Genomic DNA, 19,726 nt, shown 5'->3' with positions numbered 1-19,726 from the left:
CTTCTCACATCCTGAACAGGCCGAAGGCCGTGGCGGGCAACGGAACGCGTGAGCAGACGTCGAGGGCAAGGCCGAGCACCGTGCGGGTATCGGCCGGGTCGATGATGCCGTCGTCCCACAGGCGAGCTGTCGAGTAGTACGGGTTGCCCTGGCGTTCATACTGCGCGGTGATCGGAGCGGTGAACGCCGACTCGTCTGCCGCGCTCCAGCTTTCTCCCCTGGCCTCGATCTGGTCGCGTTTGACAGTGGCCAGCACAGCGGATGCCTGTGGGCCGCCCATCACGGAGATGCGGCTGGCCGGCCACATCCAGAGGAAGCGCGGCGAGTACGCCCGCCCGCACATGGAGTAGTTGCCGGCGCCGAACGAGCCCCCGATCACCACGGTGAGCTTCGGCACCCTGGCCGTGGCGACCGCGGTCACCATCGCGGCGCCGTGCTTGGCGATGCCGCCGGCCTCCGCGTCCCTGCCCACCATGAACCCGGCGATGTTCTGCAGGAAGACGAGCGGCGTTCCCCGCTGGTCGCAGAGTTCGATGAAGTGGGCGCCCTTTTCTGCCGACTCGCTGAACAGCACGCCGTTGTTGGCGATGATGCCCACCGGATGCCCGTGGATGCGCGCGAACCCGGTGATCAGCGTTGTGCCGTACTCGCGTTTGAACTCGTGGAACTGGCTGCCGTCGACCAGCCGGGCGATCACCTCGTGCACGTCGTATGCCGCCTGCACGTCGGTGGGGACCACCCCATATAGTTCGGCTTCGGACACCGCGGGATCCACGGGCTGCTGCACGTCCCAGGCAGGCAGGTTCGGTGCGGGCAGCGTCGCCACGATGTCACGCACGATCTGCAGGGCGTGATCGTCGTCGTCGGCCAGGTGGTCACTCACGCCGGAGACGCGGGCGTGCAGTTCGCCACCACCCAGCTCTTCTGCGGTGACGACCTCCCCGATCGCCGCCTTCACGAGGGGCGGGCCGCCGAGGAAGATCGTGCCCTGGCCGCGCACGATCACTGTCTCGTCGCTCATCGCCGGAACGTACGCGCCGCCCGCCGTGCACGAGCCGAGGACGGCGGCGATCTGCGGAATCTTGCGCGCAGACATGGTGGCCTGGTTGAAGAAGATGCGACCGAAGTGGTCGCGGTCGGGGAAGACGTCGTCCTGCATCGGCAGGAAGGCTCCCCCTGAATCGACGAGGTATATGCACGGCAGATGATTGTCGAGGGCGATCTCCTGCGCGCGCAGGTGCTTCTTCACCGTGAGCGGGTAGTAGGTGCCGCCCTTCACCGTTGCGTCATTGGAAATCACCAGCACATGGCGGCCGTGCACCAGGCCGATGCCGGCGATCAGGCCGGCGGCGGGCGACTCGTCGTCGTACATTCCGTTGGCGGCCAGCGGCGCGATCTCAAGGAACGGGCTGCCGGGGTCGAGCAGCCGGTCGATGCGCTCTCGGGGCAGCAGCTTGCCGCGGGCGATGTGCCGGTCGCGGGAGCTCGCCGTGCCGCCGAGGGCTGTCTGCTCCAGCCTCTGGCGCAGCTCCGCCACCAGGGCGTGCTGTTCGCTCGCGTTCTTCCGGAACGATGCATCACTCGCATCGATCCGGCTCTGCAGTGTCTCCATCGACGCATTCCCGCTCCGAGCCGGTGTTCCGACTCCCGGTTTCAAGTTAGTATTCACTAACTGGATTGTCTAGGGGTGGAGGGAAAGATGCGCGAGGTGAAGCATGACAGCGACGCCAACACCGACACCGAGCCGCGCCCGCTGACGCCGCGCAGCGTGGCCAAGGCCGAACGGCGGGCGTCGATTTTGGCGGCATCCGCTCGCCTGTTTGCCTCTGCCGGGTTCAACGGGGTGTCGATCGAAGACCTGGGCGCGGCCACCGGGGTGAGTGGGCCGGCGATCTACCGCCATTTCAGCAGCAAGCAGGCCGTGCTCGCGGCGCTGCTCATCGGGGTGAGCGAGGATCTCGTTGCAGGGGGCCAAGCTGTCGTCGACACCGCACCGGATGCCGCCACCGCGCTACGTGCGCTCGTCACCTTTCACGTTGATTTCGCACTGTCGCAGCCCGATGTGATCCGCGTGCAGGATCGGGATCTCGACAGCCTGGGCAAAGCGGACAGCCACCAGGTGCGTGCGCTGCAACGCCGCTATGTGGAGCTGTGGGTGGGCATACTCAGCGAGTTGAATCCGCACACGGAGACCGAGTTGCTGCGGATCAGGGCGCACGCCGTGTTCGGTCTCATGAACTCCACTCCGTACAGCACGAGCGTGACGACTGGCGCTGCGACTCGGAGGGGGAAGGGTTCCTCCAGAGACACAATCCGTGCCCTGCTGGAAGCAATGGCGCTCGGCGCCCTCACCGTTAATCCGGCTTGATCTGACCCGATCCCTCGCTAGCTGGTGGACGTGCAGACGCACATCTCGTTGCCCTCGACATCGGCCATGACCCACCAGTCTGGCGCGAACTCGTCGGTGACCAGGGTGCCGCCGGCTTCAATGATGGCGGCGACGCGCTCCTCGGCATCCGCTTCGGTCACGTAGGCGTCGAGGTGAATGCGGTTGCGGTCGGTGCGCGCGATCTCCATGTGCTGGAACCAGATCCGCGGGCCAACACCAGCCGGATCAACGAGCTCAATGCCGTTCTCGCCCGTCGTCTCGACGTAGCCGAAGGCCACCAGCCAGAATCCCTTGATGGCGTCCACGTCGGTGCAGTCGATCGCCACGTCGTACCGGCCGGGCACGACGCCCGTTGTCGAGATGTCCAGCTCCCCGGCGATGGCGGCGATGGTGCCGGCCAGCTGGAGGTCGCGGTCGGTGACTCCGCCGGCATCGTGTGAGCTCAGCGTTACCCCGACGCTGCCATAGCCGAGGCGCACGTCCGGGTGGTGATTGGCATCCTCTGCCGCCAGGCCGATGCGATTGACCAGTTCGAGTCCGCGCGCGAACGTGCCGGTGGCGAACTCCGCCTCCAGGCTGCCGTTGAAATGCACGAAGCCAGTCTCGGCCAGCGCGGATGCGGTCTGCATCGCGGTCAACACGGTCGGAGGAGTCATGGTCTCACTCTCCCCCACCGCCCGCGGCCGGTCAAGCGAGGGCACGCGCTACACGAGAGCCAGCGTCACCCCAGGATTCGACAGCATCCGGCCGATGTCGACCAGGAAGTGGGATGCCTGCTCACCATCGACCAGCCGGTGGTCGAATGTCAGCGTGAGCGTCATCACGGAGCGCAGCGCAATCCCACCATGGTGCTCCCACGGCACGCGGCGCACCGCTCCCATCGCCAGGATCGCGGCCTCACCCGGATTGAGGATGGGCGTGCCAGCATCGACCCCGAAGACTCCGATGTTGGTGATGGTGATGGTTCCCCCGATCAGAGACGACGGCTGGGTGGTACTCGCCCTCGCCTCTTCGGCCAGCGCGGTGATCGCACCGGCCAGCTCCGTGAGGCTCATGGCATCGGCCCGCTTGATATGCGGCACCAGCAGACCCCGCGGCGTGGCCACGGCGATGCCGAGATTCACGGCATGAAACTCGACGATCTCTCCGGCAGCGTCATCCCAGCTGGCGTTGAGCGCCGGGCTGCGCCGCACGGCGAGGCACAGCGCTTTCGACGCCGCGGCCAGGATGCCGATGCTGCGTCCATTGTTCACCGGGCCGAGCGACTCCAGCAACTCGAGCGTCGGCGTGACATCGACAGTGAGCGACTCGCTGGCCTGAGGTGCCGTGAACGCGCTCTGCACCATGGCTGCCGCTGTGCGACGGCGCACCCCGGTCACCGGTGTGCGCGTCTCGGTTGCGGTCTCGGCTCCTCCGGCCGTCGGCTCGGTCTCTGCAACGGATGCCGGTGGCACGGTCGCGATCGGCTTGCGCGGTCGCCGCGCTGGACGCCCGCCGCGTTCCGCCTCTGCTCCGTAGCCGACCAGGACGGGTTCGCGTTCTGGAGAAGAGTCGAGGTCGTCTGCCCCTGACTCTCGCTCTGGTCGCGGCCGTGGTTCGGTCTCCGGTTCTGGGACGGGGAGCGGTTCAGGCACGGGATCAGTCACGGGATCCGTCACGGCTTCGGTCGTCACGGCTTCGGTCATCACGGATTCGGCCCTCGCAGCATCGGTCCTCGCAGATCCAACCGCAGCGTCTTCGACGACCCCGGCCTCAACGATCTCAAAGCTCACGATCGGCTCCCCCACCTGCACCACATCGCCCGGCTCGTGATGCAGCTGCCGCACGATGCCGGCGAACGGCGACGGCAGTTCGACGGTCGCTTTGGCCGTCTCCACATCGGCCAGCGGCTGGTTGAGCGTGACCGTGTCGCCAGACGCCACGAGCCAGGTCACAATCTCCGACTCGGTGAGCCCTTCGCCGAGGTCTGGCAGCGTGAACACCTTGATCATTAGCGGCGTCCCATCACTCGGTCGACCCCGTCGAGCATCCGGTCAAGGTCGGGCAGGTGATGCCGTTCCATCCTGGCCGGCGGATACGGAATATCGAATCCGGTCACCCGAACCGGCGCTGAGGTGAGGCTCGAGAAGCAGCGCTCGATCACCCCGGTCACGATCTCCCCGCCGATGCCACCGGAGAGGGCAGCTTCGTGGCTCACCACCAGGCGTCCTGTCTTACGAACGGATGCCGTGATGCAGTCAAAATCGATGGGCGCCAGCGACCGCAGGTCGATGACCTCGATCGAGATGCCTTCGTCGGCGGCGGCACTGGCCGCATCCTGCGCGACCGCGAGCAGTCCGCCGTACGTGACGAGGGTGACATCCGTTCCCTGCGTCGTCACGACGGCGTCGCCCATCGACGTTCCGAGCGTCTCGTCGACGTGGCCCTTGACGTGATAGCGGCGCTTGGGTTCGAAGAACAGCACGGGATCGTCACTCTGGATCGCCTGTCGCAGCAGACTGTAGGCGTCTTGCGGGTTGGAGACGGCGATGACGCGCAGCCCTGCGGTGTGGGCGAAGTAAGCCTCTGGAGACTCGGAGTGATGCTCGGCCGCGCCGATCCCGCCACCGAACGGCACCCGGATGGTGAGCGGCATCCGCACCGCGCCCTGCGTGCGATAGTGCAGCTTGGCCACCTGGCTGACGATCTGGTCGAAGCCTGGGTAGATGAAACCGTCGAACTGGATCTCGCACACCGGCCGGTAGCCGCGATACGCCAGACCGACCGCGGTGCCGATGATCGCCGACTCGGCCAGCGGGGTGTCGATCACCCGCCGGGGGCCGAACTCGCGCTGGAGTCCGTTCGTCACCCGGAAGACGCCGCCGAGGGCACCGATGTCCTCACCGAGGAGCACGACCTTGTCGTCGTCGTGCATGGTGCGGCGGAGCGCCGCGTTGATGGCGTTCGCCATGGTCAGTGTCGTTGGTGGCGCAGTCGGCGGTGCGGACGCTGGCGCAGTCGGCCCTGCAACTGCGGCAACCGGCGCCCCCACCGGCGATGCCGTTGGCGTTGATTCGGTCGTGATGCTCATGACTGCGCCTCCCCGTCAGCGCCGTCGATGTCGGAGCTGTCGACATCAGCGCTGTCAGAGCTGTCAACATCAGAGCTGTCAACATCAGAGCTGTCGACGTCAAAGCTGTCGACGTCAAAGCTGTCGAGGTACTCGGCATACGTTGCCCGCTGCGCGTCGATCCCGCGGTGAGCGGAAGCGAACACGTGGTCGAAGAGCCGCAGGGGTTCCGGTGCCGGGTCGTTGACGCACCCGGCGCGCATTTCCGCTGCGACGGCATCCGCTTTCTTGGCCGTTTCTTCATCGAAGGCCGACGAGAATTCACCCTCACGTTCCAAGAGCCGGCGGAGCCGGAGAAGCGGATCCTTCGCCTTCCACGCCTCAAGTTCGGCGGCATCCCGGTAGCGGGTGGGATCGTCGGCAGTCGTGTGCGGGCCGATTCGGTAGGTCACGGCCTCGATGAAGGTGGCTCCCCCGCCCGACCGTGCACGCTCGAGCGCGATGCGGGTGGCGGCCATCACCGCGAGCACGTCGTTGCCGTCAACCCGGAGGCTGGGGATGCCGAAGCCGGGTGCGCGGTCGGCGATATGCCGCACCGCCTGCAATCCGACGGGCTCTGAGATGGCCCATTGGTTGTTCTGGCAGAAGAAGACCACGGGGAGGTGGAAGCTTGCCGCGAAGACCATGGCCTCGCTCACGTCACCCTCGCTGGTCGCGCCATCGCCGAAATAGGCGACGGCCACCGAATCGACGGCATCGAGGTCGCAGCCCATGGCGTAGCCGACCGCGTGCAGCGTGTGCGCTCCGATGATAATCGACGGGGTCGCCATGCCAACGTCGTACGGGTTCCAGCCGGACGGCGCCGTTCCGCGCCACGACCGCACGAGATCGGTCAGCCCGACGCCGCGACAGTAGGCAACCGCGTTCTCGCGGTAACTGGTGAAGACGAAGTCATCCGCTCGCAACGCCCGCGCAGAGGCGACCTGCGCCGCTTCCTGGCCCAGCAGCGGCGGCCAGAGTCCCAGCTCCCCCTGCCGGGCAAGCGCCGTGGCTTCACTGTCGATCCGCCGCACCACCACCATGTCCTGGTAGAGCGCCCTGAGGTGGTCCGGCGTGACATCCGCTATCCACGGGTCGAGCACCGGATGGGCCAGACGGTCACCCGAGGGGGTGATGAGCTGGAGGACGTCGTCGATATCGGGCCGAACCCTGGCATCGGGAGCTTCTGTGAACACGTCTGCACGCAACCTTTTCTGTCACGATCAGGACCGGGGTGCTTGTGGCGTCCGGCCCTCTGCGGCGCCATTGCCGAGATACTGCGAGACTACGCTCGGACAACACCCAGCACAATCACTTCGTTCTCGCTTGTGCACAATGCGTCATTTGTACGGACGTGGGTGTGCAATCACTCAAACGGATGCCGCAAATCAGCCCGATCGCCGCCCACGCCAGGTCGCGGCTTCGCCCGTATCAACCGAGTTCCAACCGGGGCGGTCGAGGCTCGCCCCGGCGTACGGTTTCTTCACACTCGTCGCGTATACACTGTAAACATGCCCACCCCCGCCGCCCCGCTCACCGCGGAAGCCATCGTGGCCGCTGCCATTGTGATCGCCGACAGGGATGGCCTCGACGCCGTCTCCATGCGGCGCGTTGCCGCGGCCTTCGATGTGTCGGCCATGGCGCTCTACCGGCACGTGGACGATCGCGACGCCCTCCTCGTCCAGATGGCAGGGGCGGCCGTCCGCGACTTCCCCCTACTGCCGGCCGGCGACGCCTCCTGGCGCGAGCTGCTCGTGCACATGGCCGACGCCAACTGGGGATCGTTCGAGGCCCATCCCTGGCTGCTGCGGATCGTGCTGACACCCGATCGCTTGCTCAACATGGCAACGCTCGACCAGCTCGAAACCCTGCTCGGCAAGCTACACGCCGCAGGGCTCCCCCTCGACGAGTGCTTCGACTGCCTGCTCGGCATCTCAGCGCTGGCCATCGGCGCGGCGAGCATCGTGTTCGCCGCCAATCCCGGCAGCCCAGAGACCGGCAGCACAGAGACGGCCAGCCCAGAGACGGGCTACGCAGAAACGGGCACCGAGACCGGCCGCACGAGTCGGGTCATCGACGGCTGGTCAGCGGATGCCCGCAGCTCACACCCCATCGCCGCCCGCTTCCACGAGCGCGGCATCACTCGCACCTCGACGCATCGGGCGCTGGACTTCACGGTTCAGAACTTCCTCGACGGCGTCGAGTTGCGCATCATAAACCTCCGGACATCGACTGTTCACGACGCCGGACAATTGAAAGGTAAGCAATGAAACTCGACAACAAGGTAGCAATCATCACCGGCGGCGCCGGCGGAATCGGCCAGGGAATCGTGCGCCGGTTCCTCACTGAGGGCGCGAAGGTCGTCGTCGTCGACCTCAACCAGGCCCAGGGTGACGAACTCGTTGCCAACCTCGCAGACCTCGGCGAGGTGCACTTCATCGCCAAGGACATCTCCCTGGCAGAGAGCGCCACGGAAATCGTTGCAGAGACCGTGGCACGCTTCGGCAAGCTGGACGTGCTCGTGAACAACGCGCACGCCTCACGCCAGGCACCCATCCTGGAGACGACTCCCGAAATGTGGGACCTGTCCATGGGCACCGGTCTCATGGCCACCTTCAACCTGATGCGCGCCGCGCACCCTGAGCTCGTGAAGACCACCGGCAGCATCGTGAACTTCGCCTCCGGCGCCGGCATCAAGGGCCTCCCGACGCAGGCCACGTACGCCGCAGCGAAGGAAGCCATCCGCGCCGTTTCACGCGTGGCAGCCAACGAGTGGGCTGCCGACGGCATCCGCGTCAACATCGTGTCGCCGATCGCGCTGACCCCCGGCATCGAGCAGTGGAGTGCCGCATTCCCCGACGCCTACCAGGAAGTCGTCGACGGAATCCCGCTCGGCCGCCTGGGCGACCCAGAGACCGACATCGCACCGATCGTCGTGTTCCTCGCCAGCGAAGACTCCCGCTACATGACCGGCCAGACGCTGATGGCAGACGGCGGTTCGATCAAGCTGTACTAGTCGGCATCACCCATGATGGGCAGGCCCTAGCTGCTAGGGTCTGCCCATGATCACCGTCGATTCGACAGACATCCGCTTGTTGCGCGCACTCAGTGACGACCCGCGCAGCACCTTCGTCGCGCTCGCGAACCGGCTGGGGTTCTCGCGCAACACGATCCAGGCCCGCATGTCGAGGCTCGAAGAGTCGCACGCATTCCTGTCATTTGATCGCCGCATCAGTCCGGCCGCGATCGGGTATCCGCTCACCGCATTCATCGACGTGCACCTGCAGCAGAAACGGCTTGCCGAGATCGTTGCGAAGCTGGCGCTCATCCCTGAGATCGTTGAGGCGCACGGCATGAGCGGTGACGCCGACCTGCAGATTCGAGTGGTGTGCACGGATGCCGACGACCTGTTCCGCATCGACGGCACCATTCTCGCGGTGGACGGTGTCGAACGCACGGCGACGTCGCTGGCCATGAGCGAGCTCATCCCCTATCGCGTGCAGCCGCTGCTGGATCGCGGCCTGGAGTCCGTCGACTGATCTCCCGCCGCGCATCGTGGTAGGCAGGGCGGGTTTCGAGACGCGACCTCGTTCCTCGGGCGCTCCTCAACCAGCGGGATTGGTGCATCAGGGAATGCGAAAGGGCCCGCCTGCCGAAGCAGGACGGGCCCTCCGTCTCACCGGCAGCCTGGCGAGAGGCGTACCGGGAGATCTATATGACTAGCCTTCAGCCGGAGCGTCAGCGTGCTCTCCAGTGGCGCCACGGCCTTCCGTGTCAGCACCTTCTTCAAGCACCGGGGCGAGCGACAGCTTGCCACGGTCATCAATCTTGGTGATCTCAACGAGGACCTTCTGGCCAACGTTGAGTACGTCTTCGACGTTCTCGACGCGCTTGCCACCGGCGAGCTTGCGCACCTCAGAGATGTGCAGCAGGCCGTCCTTCCCAGGGAGCAGCGAGACGAAGGCGCCGAATGCGGCGAGCTTCACGACAGTTCCGAGGAACTGCTCGCCAACCTCGGGGTTGGTCGGGTTCGCGATGGCGTTGACCTGCGCACGCGCAGCCTCTGCCGACGGTCCGTCAACGGCGCCGATGTACACGGTGCCGTCTTCTTCGATCGAGATGTCTGCGCCGGTCTCGTCCTGAATGGCGTTGATCGTCTTGCCCTTCGGGCCGATCAGCTCGCCGATCTTGTCGACGGGGATCTGGACACTGATCACGCGAGGCGCGGTCGGTGCCATCTCATCAGGAGCGTCGATTGCAGCGTTCAGCACGGCGAGGATCGTCGTGCGAGCGTCGCGGGCCTGCGTCAGTGCGCCACGGAGCACCGAGGCGGGGATGCCGTCGAGCTTGGTGTCGAGCTGGATCGCGGTCACGAATTCGGCGGTACCGGCAACCTTGAAGTCCATGTCGCCGAGTGCGTCTTCTGCACCGAGGATGTCGGTGAGGGCCGCGTAGCGGGTCTCACCGTCAACGGTGTCGGAGATCAGGCCCATGGCGATACCGGCAACGGGTGCGCGCAGCGGCACACCGGCGTTCAGCAGCGACAGGGTCGAAGCACAAACAGAACCCATCGACGTCGAACCGTTGGAGCTGAGAGCCTCAGACACCTGACGGATGGCGTAGGGGAATTCCTCACGCGTCGGCAGCACGGGAACCAGGGCACGCTCAGCGAGCGCTCCGTGGCCGATCTCGCGGCGCTTCGGCGTTCCCACACGGCCGGTTTCACCGGTCGAGTATGGCGGGAAGTTGTAGTTGTGCATGTAACGCTTCTTGGTGACCGGGTTCAGCGAGTCGATCGTCTGCTCAAGCTTGAGCATGTTCAGCGTGGTGACACCCAGGATCTGGGTCTCGCCGCGCTGGAAGATTGCCGAACCGTGCACGCGCGGGATGACAGCAACTTCTGCATCGAGCGGGCGGATGTCGGCCAGGCCGCGTCCGTCCATGCGGATGCCCTCGTTGAGAACGCGGGTACGCACGACCTTCTTGGTGACCGACTTGTATGCGGCACCAACCTGGTTCAGTGCGGAAGCAGGAAGCTCGCCGGCTTCGACCTTCGCGCCGATGGCGTCCTTGACGCGAGCCTTGAGTGCGTCGTCAGCATCCTGACGCTCGACCTTGGCTGCGATCTGGTAGACGTCCTTCAGCTCAGCCTCTGCAAGAGCTGCGACTGCGTCGTAGGTCTCCTCCTCGTAGGGCGGGAAGAGCTTGAAGTCAGCGGTCGGCTTAGCTGCGGCATCCGCAACCTTCTGCTGGGCTTCGATGAGCTGCTTGATGAACGGCTTCGATGCCTCGATGCCCTCAGCAATGACCTCTTCGTTCGGCTTGATAGCGCCGGCCTTGATGAGGTTCCACGCGTTGTCGGTTGCTTCTGCCTCGATCATCATGATCGCGACATCCGCGCCACCGTCGATCAGGCGGCCGGCAACGACCATGCTGAACACGGCGTCTTCGAGCTGCGAGTGCTTCGGGAATGCAACCCACTGGCCGCCACCGTTCTCGTCAGGAATGAGGGCGACGCGAACGCCACCGATCGGTCCGGAGAACGGCAGGCCTGCGAGCTGGGTCGACATGGATGCCGCGTTGATCGCGAGCACGTCGTACAGCTCATCTGGGGCAATGGCGAGAACGGTCACGACGACCTGGATCTCGTTGCGGAGACCGTCGACGAACGACGGGCGCAGCGGCCGGTCGATCAGACGGCAGGTGAGGATCGCCTCGGTGGAGGGGCGTCCTTCGCGACGGAAGAAGCTGCCCGGGATGCGGCCAGCAGCGTACATACGCTCTTCGACGTCGATGGTCAGCGGGAAGAAGTCGAAGTTGTCCTTCGGCTGCTTGCTCGCGCTGGTGGCGGAGAGCAGCATTGTCTCTTCGTCAATGTAAGCGGCGGCAGAACCCTGCGCCTGCTGGGCAAGACGCCCAGTTTCGAAGCGGATGGTGCGCGTTCCGTACTTGCCGTTATCGATAACGGTTTCGGCGAACGTGATTTCTGGACCTTCCAAGAGGTCTACTCCTTTGTTTAGACTCGTTTGCCCGTATGGCGCGCGAGTGGATACATCGGAGCAGGGAACAGGCAGAAACTTCAGCCACGGTGACGTTGCGTCCCATGTTGTGCTGGCCACCAGTAGAAATTCACCAACCGAGTTCTACGACCCTGTTGGGAAACCACCACCGAGGACCAGCTTCCTGCCAGCCTGCTCCACCAGCACTCCGTGAGCGCTAGTAACGATCAATCATCACGATTGATCATGCCGAGTCTAACAGAGCACACCCACACAAGTCTGGTAGCGGCGCAGTCGCCGTGCCGCGTGCTGTCACCTCGTGGCGCGGGTCGTGGCGCATCGACGAGTTCACTCCGGCTCGCACTCCCCAGATGTCTCCATCCGTGATCTTCTGGATGTGCGACAACAATCACACACACATGAAGGAGTAATTCGAATGCGTGGAGTCATCATGCACGCCCCCGGCGACGTCCGGGTCGAAGACCGAGACGATCCGGCAATCGTCGAACCCACCGACGCGATCATCCGCATCACGGCCACCTGCATCTGCGGCTCAGACCTGTGGCCGTACCGCGGGATCGAAGACGTCTCCGACGCCGTGATGGGCCACGAATATGTTGGCGTCGTTGAGCACATCGGCTCCGCCGTGAAGACGGTGAAGCCAGGCGACTTCGTCGTTGGCTCCTTCTGGGCCTCTGACAATACCTGTGAGATCTGCAGAGCCGGATACCAGTCACGCTGCATCCACGCAGTGCCCATGGGGGCGATCGGCACCCAAGCCCAGTTCGCCCGCATCCCGCTTGCGGACGGCACGCTCGTCGCAACTCCTGGTCAGCCAACGCCCGACCTCATCCCGTCGCTGCTGGCATCATCCGATGTACTGGGCACTGGCTGGTTTGCCGCGGTTGCCGCAGAAGCCGGACCAGGCAAGACAGTCGTTGTCGTCGGGGACGGGGCTGTCGGGCTCCTTGCCGTCCTCGCCGCCAAGCAGCTCGGTGCAGAACGAATCATCGCGATGAGCCGCCATGCGGATCGGCAAGCCCTCGCCCGCGAATTCGGCGCGACCGACATCGTCGAGGCTCGTGGCGACGACGGGGTCGCGCGGGTCAGAGAACTCACGGGCGGACTCGGCGCTCACTCGGTTGTCGAGGCCGTCGGCACCCAGGAATCGATGATGCAGGCCATCCGCTCTACCCGCCCAGGCGGCCACATCGGCTTCGTCGGGGTGTCCCACGATGTGCAGCTGCCCGGTATCGAGCTTTTCTTTTCGACGGTGCACCTGCACGGCGGCCCCGCCCCCGTACGCCGGTTCCTGCCGGAGTTGATCCAGCTGATCTGGGACAGGAAGATCAATCCTGGCGCCGTCTTCGACCTCACCCTTCCGTTGGAGGATGCCGCAGAGGGATACCGGGCCATGGATCAGCGGCGGGCCATCAAGGTCCTTCTCCAACCCTGAGGCTCAGTATCCCCCGTGCATTTAACGCGCCAGATTCAACGCGCCGCGGACGGCGCGTTGAATCTAGTACCGCGTTGAATCTAGTACTCGGGCTGGAAGCCGCCGGTGGGGCTGAACGACGCGTCGAGCGCGAAGGGATCGCGCACCTGGCTCGACCGGTCAGACACCGCAACCAGGGCGGCAAGCTCCCCAGCGGCCCTGTCGATGCGGTCGGGCAGGGTCTTCACCTTGTCTGCGCCACTCCCCCAGTCTTCAGACGCCGCGAACACCGCAGTCGGCACGACGACTGAGTGCAGGTAGGTGAACATCGGGCGGATGGCGTAGTCGAGTGCGAGCGAGTGACGTGCGGTTCCGGCCGTTGCACCGATCACCACCGGCATGTCGGTCAGCGCCCTGTTGTCGATCACGTCGAAGAACGACTTGAACAGGCCGCTGAAGCTCGTCGTGAAGATCGGCGTGACGGCGATGAGGCCGTCTGCGCCGGTCACGGCCTCGATGACCTCGTCGAGCTTCGGACTCGGGAAGCCGGTGAGCATGTTGTTCGTGATGTCCTGCGCGTAGTCACGCAGGTCAAAGCTCACAACCTGAGTCTCGATGCCGTCATCGGCCAGGCGGGCAACTGTCGCTGCCGCGATCTTGTCGGCCAGCATCCGAGTGGATGACGGCTGGCTGAGGCCGGCTGAGAGAACGGCGATGGTGCGCGTGGTCATGTTAGGCCTCCTTCGTGGTGGTGACTGCTGCTGATGTCTGTGCGTGCTTCTCGGCATCCGTGACCGCGGCGGCAGCTGCGGCCGCAGCCTTCAGGGATTCGTGGGTCGGGGCGTCAGGCACGGATGCCGGACGGTTCTTCGCGAACTCCTTGCGAAGCACGGGAACGACTTCCTCACCGAGAAGGTCGAGCTGCTCGAGCACGGTCTTCAGGGGCAGGCCGGCGTGATCCATCAGGAACAGCTGGCGCTGGTAGTCACCGACGTAGTCGCGGAACGCGAGCGTGCGGTCGATGACCTGCTGCGGGCTGCCGACGGTGAGCGGAGTCTGCTCGGTGAACTCTTCCAGGCTGGGGCCGTGTCCGTACACCGGCGCGTTGTTGAAGTACGGGCGGAAGTCGTTGACGGCATCCTGCGAGTTCTTGCGCATGAAGACCTGGCCGCCGAGTCCGACGATCGCCTGCTCGGCCGTGCCGTGTCCGTAGTGCTCGAAGCGCTGGCGGTAGAAGCCGACCATCTTCTGGGTGTGCGATGCCGGCCAGAAGATGTGGTTGGCGAAGAAGCCGTCGCCGTAGAACGCGGCCTGCTCTGCGATTTCAGGGCTGCGGATCGATCCGTGCCAGACGAACGGCGGCACGTCATCGAGCGGACGCGGGGTGGACTGGAACCCCTGCAGCGGCGTGCGGAACTCGCCAGACCAGTCGACGTACTCTTCGCGCCAGAGGCGGCGAAGCAGCGCGTAGTTCTCCAGCGCGAGCGGGATGCCCTGGCGGATGTCCTTGCCGAACCACGGGTAGACCGGGCCGGTGTTTCCACGGCCGAGCGTGAGGTCGACACGGCCGTCAGCGATGTGCTGAAGCATGGCGAAGTCCTCGGCGATCTTCACGGGGTCACTCGTCGTGATCAGCGTCGTTGCGGTGGAGAGGATGATCCTCTCGGTCTTGGCCGCGATGTAGCCAAGCATGGTCGTCGGGCTCGACGGCACGAACGGCGGGTTGTGGTGCTCGCCAGTGGCGAAGACATCGAGGCCGACTTCTTCGGCCTTCTGCGCAATGGTCAGGATGGCCTTGATGCGCTCGTTTTCGCTCGGCGTGTGGCCAGTGGTTGGGTCGGTCGTCACGTCGCCGACGGTGAAGATTCCGAACTGCATGTCAAGCCCTCTTTTCAATGCGTTTGCATGTATATCGGACTCAACGGGCACTATGCCATTCCTATTCCCGCAGCTCCGTACTATTTTTCTCGTTGCTCTTCTCCGGCGGTTCCGTGCTCTCCCTCACGGTCTCGTCGAAGTCTTCCTTGGCCTTCAACCCGACCAGTGCGTGGCGCCGACCGTAGCTGAAATAGATAATGAGCCCCAGGGCCAGCCACACCAGGAATCGCACCCAGGTCAGCGTCGTGAGGTTCAGCATCAGCCAGAGGCACAGTACCGCGGACAGCACCGGGAGATACGGCGACAACGGAACCCGGAAGCCGCGCTTCAAGTCCGGCCGGGTGCGGCGAAGCACGATGACCGCGATGCTCACGAGCACGAAGGCCGACAGCGTGCCGATGTTGATCATCTCCTCCAGCACCCCGACATCCGTCAACCCGGCGATCAACGCGACCAGCACGCCCACCATGATCTGGATGCGGGCCGGCGTGTGCCGTTTGTCGCTCGTGCGGCTGAGGCTCCGCGGCAGCAGGCCATCACGGCTCATGGCGAACAGCACCCGCGCGAGCCCGAGGAGCAGCACCATGATCACCGTCGTCAGGCCGATCAGGATGCCGACGGAGATCACCTGCGCCGCCCACGTTGCGCCCACAGCAATGAAGGCCGTGGCCAGCGACGCATTCGGGTCGTCGGCGAGCACCGTGTACGACACCATCCCGGTCAACACGATGCTGACCCCGAGATAGAGGAGCGTGACGACAGCCAGCCCGGCGAAGATGCCACGGGGCAGCGTGCGTTGCGGCTCTTTCACCTCTTCAGCGGATGTCGCCACCACATCGAACCCGATGAACGCGAAGAAGACGAGCGCGGCGCCAGACAGGAGCCCGAAGACGCCGTACTGGGCGGGCGCAGCCCCCGTCATGAAGGAGAAGAGTGACTGCGTCCAGACATCCCCTGTTCCGGGTTCGGTGGGGATGGCGGGCGGGATGAACGGCGTGTAGTTTGCCGGGTTGATGAAGAACGCGCCGACCACGATGACGAAGAGCACGATCGCGACCTTGATCACGGTGAAGACGGCGCCCACCCGCGCGGAGAGCTTGGTGCCGAGCACGAGCAGGGTGGTGAAGATCGCCACGATGACGAACGCTCCCCAGCTCACGTCGAGGCCCAGGATGTTGATGGTTGACGGGATGTCCCAGTTCCACAGCGTGAACACGTTGCTGAGGTAGATGCCCCAGTACTTCGCGATCACGGCACCGGCGGTGAGCATCTCCAGGATGAGGTCCCAGCCGATGATCCAGGCGAGCAGTTCGCCGAGGGTGGCGTAGGTGAACGTGTAGGCGGAGCCGGCGATCGGCACGGTGGAGGCGAACTCGGCGTAACACATGATGGCCAGCGCGCAGGTGACGGCCGCCAGCACGAATGCGACGGTGACGGATGGCCCTGCGTAGCTTCCGGCGGCCTTGGCGCCGACCGAGAAGATTCCGGCGCCGACAGCGACGGCAACGCCCATGACCATGAGGTCGAAGACGCCGAGCGTGCGTTTCAGGCTGCGACCGGACTCAAGCGAATCCGCCATGGAGTCTTCGATGCTCTTGGTGCGCCAGAGGCTCATCAGCTGTGCCTTCCGATGAGGGCGAAAGCCGTGCCGACTCGCGCCGCAGGTAATTTATCGTACGGCGGAGCGTTCGCGTCGCACAGTGGCAAATCTCGCAATCATGAGCATGATGGCGATGCCCAGCATGGCGCCGAGACTGTTGGCCAGGATGTCGCGGAGGTCTGGCACGCGCGTCGGCAGGAACTGCTGGGTGAACTCGATGACGCAGGTGGTGGCGACGCCAAGAGCAAGGGCGAGCCACCACCGCTGGCGCCCGAGCAGCACGAGCAGGAGCGCACCGAGAGGAACGAACATCGCCACGTTGGCCAGGAACTCGACGAGATCGTAGGTAATCCAGGCGGTTGCCGGCGTGCCGGCGACGAAGTGCAGCACAGCGGTGAGCACGCCACTGTTGCTGTCATCGAGCGGCTGCGGGCCGAGCGTGACGCTGCCGATCAGCGCGAGGTACGCGACCGTGCCAGCGAGGACGGCGGCGCGGGAGCGGGACATCGTTCTATCGTGCCCTACTCCCGCTTCCGCTGGTCGAGGAGGCCGCCAGGCCGTCTCGAGACCCCCGACCGGAGTTGCGCGCTAGCGGCCGAGCAGCTGCTCTGCCAGAAGCTCGAGCGTGCGCACGCGAGCCGGTGACGTGGTGGCTGCGGCATCCTGGTGCGCGGAGGCGACGGGCTGCAGCATGACTTCGTCAACGCCGAACTTCTCGGCGAGAGACCTGACCTGGGCTGCGGCACCGGCGGCGTCGCCGATGACCCAGCTGGCCGACATCCGCTTCACGAGTTCTGCCTGGTTCGGATCCAACGTCGCGGCCTGCGCCTCTTCGACGGTGGCGAGTGGGCCGAGCGGCATTCCGCTGCGGAGCCTGGCCATCTGCTGCATCTGGGGCAGGGCAAGGGCGTGCGCTTCTTCGGATGTCTCGGCAACCGACGCATTGAGCGTGAGGAACGTGCGCGGGGTAGCCAGGGTCTCCGACGGCTTGAACTCACGGCGGTAGATCCTGAGCGCCTCGGTGGTGCTGTCGCCGGAGAAGTGATTGGCGAACACGTACGGCATGCCGCGCTCTGCGGCGAGGTGGGCCGAGTATTCGCTTGAGCCCAGCATCCAGAGCTGAGGCACAGAGGTGGCAACCGGGGTGGCATGCAATTCGTACGTGCGGCCGCTGGTGAGGTCGAGGGTGGCGCCGTCGGGGTGCAGCAGTGCCGTGATGTCGCCGATGTTGCGCGGGAACGCCTCGACTTCGCTGACCGCTCCGCTTGCGCGCAGCAGCGCGCTGATCACGGGGTCACTGCCGGGGGCACGGCCGAGGCCGAGATCGATGCGGCCGGGGAATGCTGCCTCGAGCAGCGCGAACTGCTCGGCGATGATGAGCGGTGAATGGTTCGGCAGCATGACGCCGCCGGAGCCGACCCTGATGCGCTCTGTGCGCGAGGCGAGGATACCGATGAGTACCGGCGGGTTGGTCGATGCCACCGCTGCCATGTTGTGGTGTTCGGCGACCCAGTAGCGCTCGAATCCCAGCGCGTCTGCGCGTTGGGCGAGGCTGATCGACGCGGTAATGGCGTCTGAGGAGGTCTGGCCGGTACGAACCGGAATGAGGTCAAGTACGGAGAGCGCAAGCGGAGTAGTCATCACGGAAGTGAACCCTCCGCGGTGCGGAGTTATTCCGGTCTGGGCCATTCCGGTTTTGGCAGGTCCTGGCCTGCTGCCACCTAATCCGCGAGAGCGAGCACCTTCTCTGCGGCCTCCGCCAGGGCGAACCCGTATGAGGGCCCGTGTCCGGCCGCGTGCACGGCGAGCGGATGCAGCTGGTGCAGCGGGATCCGCTCGCGCCAGAGCGCGCGGAGCGGCAACACCGACTCGTATCCGGCCAAAATGACGTTCAGATGTGGGCATCCAAACAGGGCGAGCATGGCGAGGTCGGTCTCCCGGTGTCCGCCGTGCGCCGCTGGATCGATGAGCACGACGCCGTCTGCCGACCAGAGCACGTTGCCGTTCCAGAGGTCGCCGTGCAGTCGTGCCGGCGCGTCTTCGTCGTCGAACTCACCCCGAGCAATCAGGTCGCAGGCATCGCGAACGAGCTGCTCCCCCACCGCGGTGATCGACCCGACCTTCACCGCGACATCGAGGTATGGCAGCACGCGGTCGCGGGCGTAGAACACGCCCCAGCTCGTCTCGTGGGCGGCCGGCAACGAGCGGTTGCCGATGTAGAGCGGTCCGTCCCAGCCATCTGGCGGAGCACCGAACGCGGCGGCCCCAGCGGCATGCGTCACGGCGAGGGCCGCGCCGAAGTTGCGGGCGGCATCCGCTGTGGGCGCCACGCTCTCGATGTGCTCGATGACGAGGTGGCCAGGCTTGACGTCGATGACGGATGCGACGCTCGCGCCATGCGCGGCAGCCAACCAGGCGAGGCCCGCGGCTTCAGCCTCGAAGAACTGGGGCGGCGGATCGGTGCGCCTCTTCACAAACTCCAGCCGTTTGTTCATGACTTCACTCTGCACCGGGCGCTGCGCCTTGTCGAGGTTTCCGGACTCTGCCTGCCAGTCAGGTGCGCCCGGTCTGCATAACGTGCGCCCGGTCTGCATAACTCCTGCACATTGCTTCTTCCGCCAGAAACCGCCCCGGGATTCCGGGGCAGCTGCCGAGTTCGGCAGCGAATTGCAGGAGTTATGCAACTAGGCGGCGTCGAACTGTTGCCCTCGGGGCCGAATTGCAGCCCGACAACGCAAAAACGGGCCGCCACCCGAAGGTGACGACCCGTTTCAAGAAGTTCGCGTTGTCAGCGAAGATCCGTTTCGGATGCGACTAGCGACGCAGTCCGAGACGCTCGATGAGCGTACGGTAACGGCTGATGTCGACGTCGGACAGGTATCCGAGGAGACGACGACGCTGACCAACCAGCAGAAGCAGGCCACGACGCGAGTGGTGGTCGTGCTTGTGCTCTTTGAGGTGCTCGGTGAGGTCCTTGATGCGCTGCGTGAGCATTGCAATCTGGACCTCGGGGGATCCGGTGTCACCTGGGTGGGTAGCGTATTCTTCGATGATCGCCTTCTTAGCATTAGCTTCGAGTGCCATAGATGGGATCCCCTTTCTCTCACTGCGCGGTGCCCGGGGCGGAATGCCTGGGCTCTCTTTATCCGCGGCCGATTAGACGGCAACTTCATGAGTTTAGCAGAGTTGTCACCGCGCGTAAGACTTCTGACGAGATGCTCGTGTGCGCCATTGTGGCGTCGGCGACCCGAACGCCGACGCCACGGCATCCAGCTTCGGTTGGGGAGGGGGGAACCTCAACTGAAGGGGTCTGCAGCAATTCTTGTCGCGATGTGTG

The 19,726-nt window shown here is 65.2% G+C and carries 18 protein-coding genes; 5 read left to right on the top strand and 13 right to left on the bottom strand.

Going from position 1 to position 19,726, the window contains the following annotated elements; all coding sequences use genetic code 11:
• Positions 1-4 precede the first annotated feature (4 nt).
• On the bottom strand, positions 5-1,612 hold the full coding sequence (locus AC25Y4_RS09990) for a carboxyl transferase domain-containing protein (RefSeq protein WP_488120238.1): 1,608 nt from the start codon (positions 1,610-1,612) through the stop codon (positions 5-7).
• 87 nt (positions 1,613-1,699) lie between these two features.
• Between AC25Y4_RS09990 and AC25Y4_RS09985 the strand changes: the two genes are divergently transcribed.
• The gene (locus AC25Y4_RS09985) at positions 1,700-2,368 is read left to right on the top strand and encodes an SACE_7040 family transcriptional regulator (RefSeq protein WP_488120237.1); all 669 of its coding nucleotides are present in this window, start codon (positions 1,700-1,702) and stop codon (positions 2,366-2,368) included.
• A 17-nt stretch (positions 2,369-2,385) separates the two neighbouring features.
• Here the strand turns inward: AC25Y4_RS09985 and AC25Y4_RS09980 are convergent, their stop codons facing one another.
• From AC25Y4_RS09980 to pdhA, 4 genes are all read right to left on the bottom strand, one after another.
• Entirely contained in the window at positions 2,386-3,045 is a 660-nt protein-coding gene (locus AC25Y4_RS09980) for a VOC family protein (RefSeq protein ID WP_488120236.1), read from the bottom strand.
• A 48-nt stretch (positions 3,046-3,093) separates the two neighbouring features.
• The gene (locus AC25Y4_RS09975) at positions 3,094-4,380 is read right to left on the bottom strand and encodes a dihydrolipoamide acetyltransferase family protein (RefSeq protein WP_488120235.1); all 1,287 of its coding nucleotides are present in this window, start codon (positions 4,378-4,380) and stop codon (positions 3,094-3,096) included.
• A complete protein-coding gene (locus AC25Y4_RS09970) occupies positions 4,380-5,339 on the bottom strand; it encodes an alpha-ketoacid dehydrogenase subunit beta (protein WP_488120469.1) in 960 nt (319 codons plus the stop codon). Before AC25Y4_RS09970 ends, AC25Y4_RS09975 begins: the two co-directional genes overlap by 1 nt.
• 116 nt (positions 5,340-5,455) lie before the next feature.
• Positions 5,456-6,673: a pyruvate dehydrogenase (acetyl-transferring) E1 component subunit alpha gene (pdhA, locus tag AC25Y4_RS09965; protein ID WP_488120234.1), complete on the bottom strand. Its 1,218-nt coding sequence runs from the start codon at positions 6,671-6,673 to the stop codon at positions 5,456-5,458.
• A 315-nt stretch (positions 6,674-6,988) separates the two neighbouring features.
• Here pdhA and AC25Y4_RS09960 point away from each other — a divergent pair, with 315 nt between their 5' ends.
• The 3 genes from AC25Y4_RS09960 to AC25Y4_RS09950 are packed head-to-tail and all read left to right on the top strand — an operon-like array spanning position 6,989 to position 9,016.
• Positions 6,989-7,747 carry a TetR/AcrR family transcriptional regulator gene (locus AC25Y4_RS09960; RefSeq protein WP_488120233.1) on the top strand — a complete coding sequence of 253 codons (759 nt, stop codon included), beginning with the start codon at positions 6,989-6,991 and terminating at the stop codon, positions 7,745-7,747.
• The gene (locus AC25Y4_RS09955; RefSeq protein ID WP_488120232.1) at positions 7,744-8,493 is read left to right on the top strand and encodes an SDR family NAD(P)-dependent oxidoreductase; all 750 of its coding nucleotides are present in this window, start codon (positions 7,744-7,746) and stop codon (positions 8,491-8,493) included. Before AC25Y4_RS09960 ends, AC25Y4_RS09955 begins: the two co-directional genes overlap by 4 nt.
• Before the next feature lie 46 nt (positions 8,494-8,539).
• A complete protein-coding gene (locus tag AC25Y4_RS09950) occupies positions 8,540-9,016 on the top strand; it encodes an Lrp/AsnC family transcriptional regulator (RefSeq protein ID WP_488120231.1) in 477 nt (158 codons plus the stop codon).
• 180 nt (positions 9,017-9,196) lie between these two features.
• Here AC25Y4_RS09950 and AC25Y4_RS09945 read toward each other — a convergent pair whose 3' ends face one another.
• Positions 9,197-11,476 carry a polyribonucleotide nucleotidyltransferase gene (locus AC25Y4_RS09945; protein ID WP_488120230.1) on the bottom strand — a complete coding sequence of 760 codons (2,280 nt, stop codon included), beginning with the start codon at positions 11,474-11,476 and terminating at the stop codon, positions 9,197-9,199.
• A 436-nt stretch (positions 11,477-11,912) separates the two neighbouring features.
• Between AC25Y4_RS09945 and AC25Y4_RS09940 the strand changes: the two genes are divergently transcribed.
• Positions 11,913-12,932 (top strand): zinc-dependent alcohol dehydrogenase family protein, encoded by a 1,020-nt coding sequence (locus AC25Y4_RS09940; protein ID WP_488120229.1) that lies wholly within the window; start codon positions 11,913-11,915, stop codon positions 12,930-12,932.
• 80 nt (positions 12,933-13,012) lie between these two features.
• On the opposite strand, the gene AC25Y4_RS09935 is transcribed toward AC25Y4_RS09940, so the two are convergent.
• The 7 genes from AC25Y4_RS09935 to rpsO all read right to left on the bottom strand — a co-directional run bounded on the left by AC25Y4_RS09935 (position 13,013) and on the right by rpsO (position 19,473).
• Positions 13,013-13,642 carry an FMN reductase gene (locus AC25Y4_RS09935; protein WP_488120228.1) on the bottom strand — a complete coding sequence of 210 codons (630 nt, stop codon included), beginning with the start codon at positions 13,640-13,642 and terminating at the stop codon, positions 13,013-13,015.
• A gap of 1 nt (position 13,643) precedes the next feature.
• The gene (locus tag AC25Y4_RS09930) at positions 13,644-14,789 is read right to left on the bottom strand and encodes an LLM class flavin-dependent oxidoreductase (RefSeq protein ID WP_488120227.1); all 1,146 of its coding nucleotides are present in this window, start codon (positions 14,787-14,789) and stop codon (positions 13,644-13,646) included.
• Between the two features lie 61 nt (positions 14,790-14,850).
• Positions 14,851-16,404 carry an amino acid permease gene (locus tag AC25Y4_RS09925; protein WP_488120226.1) on the bottom strand — a complete coding sequence of 518 codons (1,554 nt, stop codon included), beginning with the start codon at positions 16,402-16,404 and terminating at the stop codon, positions 14,851-14,853.
• 54 nt (positions 16,405-16,458) lie between these two features.
• Entirely contained in the window at positions 16,459-16,896 is a 438-nt protein-coding gene (locus AC25Y4_RS09920) for a VanZ family protein (RefSeq protein WP_488120225.1), read from the bottom strand.
• 81 nt (positions 16,897-16,977) lie between these two features.
• The gene (locus AC25Y4_RS09915; protein ID WP_488120224.1) at positions 16,978-18,030 is read right to left on the bottom strand and encodes an LLM class flavin-dependent oxidoreductase; all 1,053 of its coding nucleotides are present in this window, start codon (positions 18,028-18,030) and stop codon (positions 16,978-16,980) included.
• A gap of 80 nt (positions 18,031-18,110) precedes the next feature.
• Entirely contained in the window at positions 18,111-18,884 is a 774-nt protein-coding gene (locus AC25Y4_RS09910; protein WP_488120223.1) for a fructosamine kinase family protein, read from the bottom strand.
• A gap of 319 nt (positions 18,885-19,203) precedes the next feature.
• Positions 19,204-19,473 carry a 30S ribosomal protein S15 gene (rpsO, locus tag AC25Y4_RS09905; protein WP_488120222.1) on the bottom strand — a complete coding sequence of 90 codons (270 nt, stop codon included), beginning with the start codon at positions 19,471-19,473 and terminating at the stop codon, positions 19,204-19,206.
• Positions 19,474-19,726 lie beyond the last annotated feature (253 nt).

The organism is Leifsonia sp. Y878 (assembly GCF_057669685.1).
This window is presented reverse-complemented; position numbering and strand designations above follow the sequence as displayed.

Excerpts from the sequence above, each read along its gene's own strand:
- AC25Y4_RS09990 (WP_488120238.1), bottom strand. The coding sequence starts at position 1,612 with ATGGAGACACTGCAGAGCCGGATCGATGCGAGTGATGCATCGTTCCGG.
- AC25Y4_RS09950 (WP_488120231.1), top strand. The coding sequence starts at position 8,540 with ATGATCACCGTCGATTCGACAGACATCCGCTTGTTGCGCGCACTCAGT.
- AC25Y4_RS09915 (WP_488120224.1), bottom strand. The coding sequence starts at position 18,030 with ATGACTACTCCGCTTGCGCTCTCCGTACTTGACCTCATTCCGGTTCGT.
- AC25Y4_RS09940 (WP_488120229.1), top strand. The coding sequence starts at position 11,913 with ATGCGTGGAGTCATCATGCACGCCCCCGGCGACGTCCGGGTCGAAGAC.
- AC25Y4_RS09960 (WP_488120233.1), top strand. The coding sequence starts at position 6,989 with ATGCCCACCCCCGCCGCCCCGCTCACCGCGGAAGCCATCGTGGCCGCT.
- AC25Y4_RS09925 (WP_488120226.1), bottom strand. The coding sequence starts at position 16,404 with ATGAGCCTCTGGCGCACCAAGAGCATCGAAGACTCCATGGCGGATTCG.
- AC25Y4_RS09985 (WP_488120237.1), top strand. The coding sequence starts at position 1,700 with ATGCGCGAGGTGAAGCATGACAGCGACGCCAACACCGACACCGAGCCG.
- AC25Y4_RS09910 (WP_488120223.1), bottom strand. The coding sequence starts at position 18,884 with ATGAACAAACGGCTGGAGTTTGTGAAGAGGCGCACCGATCCGCCGCCC.
- rpsO (WP_488120222.1), bottom strand. The coding sequence starts at position 19,473 with ATGGCACTCGAAGCTAATGCTAAGAAGGCGATCATCGAAGAATACGCT.
- AC25Y4_RS09975 (WP_488120235.1), bottom strand. The coding sequence starts at position 4,380 with ATGATCAAGGTGTTCACGCTGCCAGACCTCGGCGAAGGGCTCACCGAG.
- AC25Y4_RS09920 (WP_488120225.1), bottom strand. The coding sequence starts at position 16,896 with ATGTCCCGCTCCCGCGCCGCCGTCCTCGCTGGCACGGTCGCGTACCTC.
- AC25Y4_RS09955 (WP_488120232.1), top strand. The coding sequence starts at position 7,744 with ATGAAACTCGACAACAAGGTAGCAATCATCACCGGCGGCGCCGGCGGA.
- AC25Y4_RS09980 (WP_488120236.1), bottom strand. The coding sequence starts at position 3,045 with ATGACTCCTCCGACCGTGTTGACCGCGATGCAGACCGCATCCGCGCTG.
- AC25Y4_RS09935 (WP_488120228.1), bottom strand. The coding sequence starts at position 13,642 with ATGACCACGCGCACCATCGCCGTTCTCTCAGCCGGCCTCAGCCAGCCG.
- AC25Y4_RS09930 (WP_488120227.1), bottom strand. The coding sequence starts at position 14,789 with ATGCAGTTCGGAATCTTCACCGTCGGCGACGTGACGACCGACCCAACC.
- AC25Y4_RS09970 (WP_488120469.1), bottom strand. The coding sequence starts at position 5,339 with ATGGCGAACGCCATCAACGCGGCGCTCCGCCGCACCATGCACGACGAC.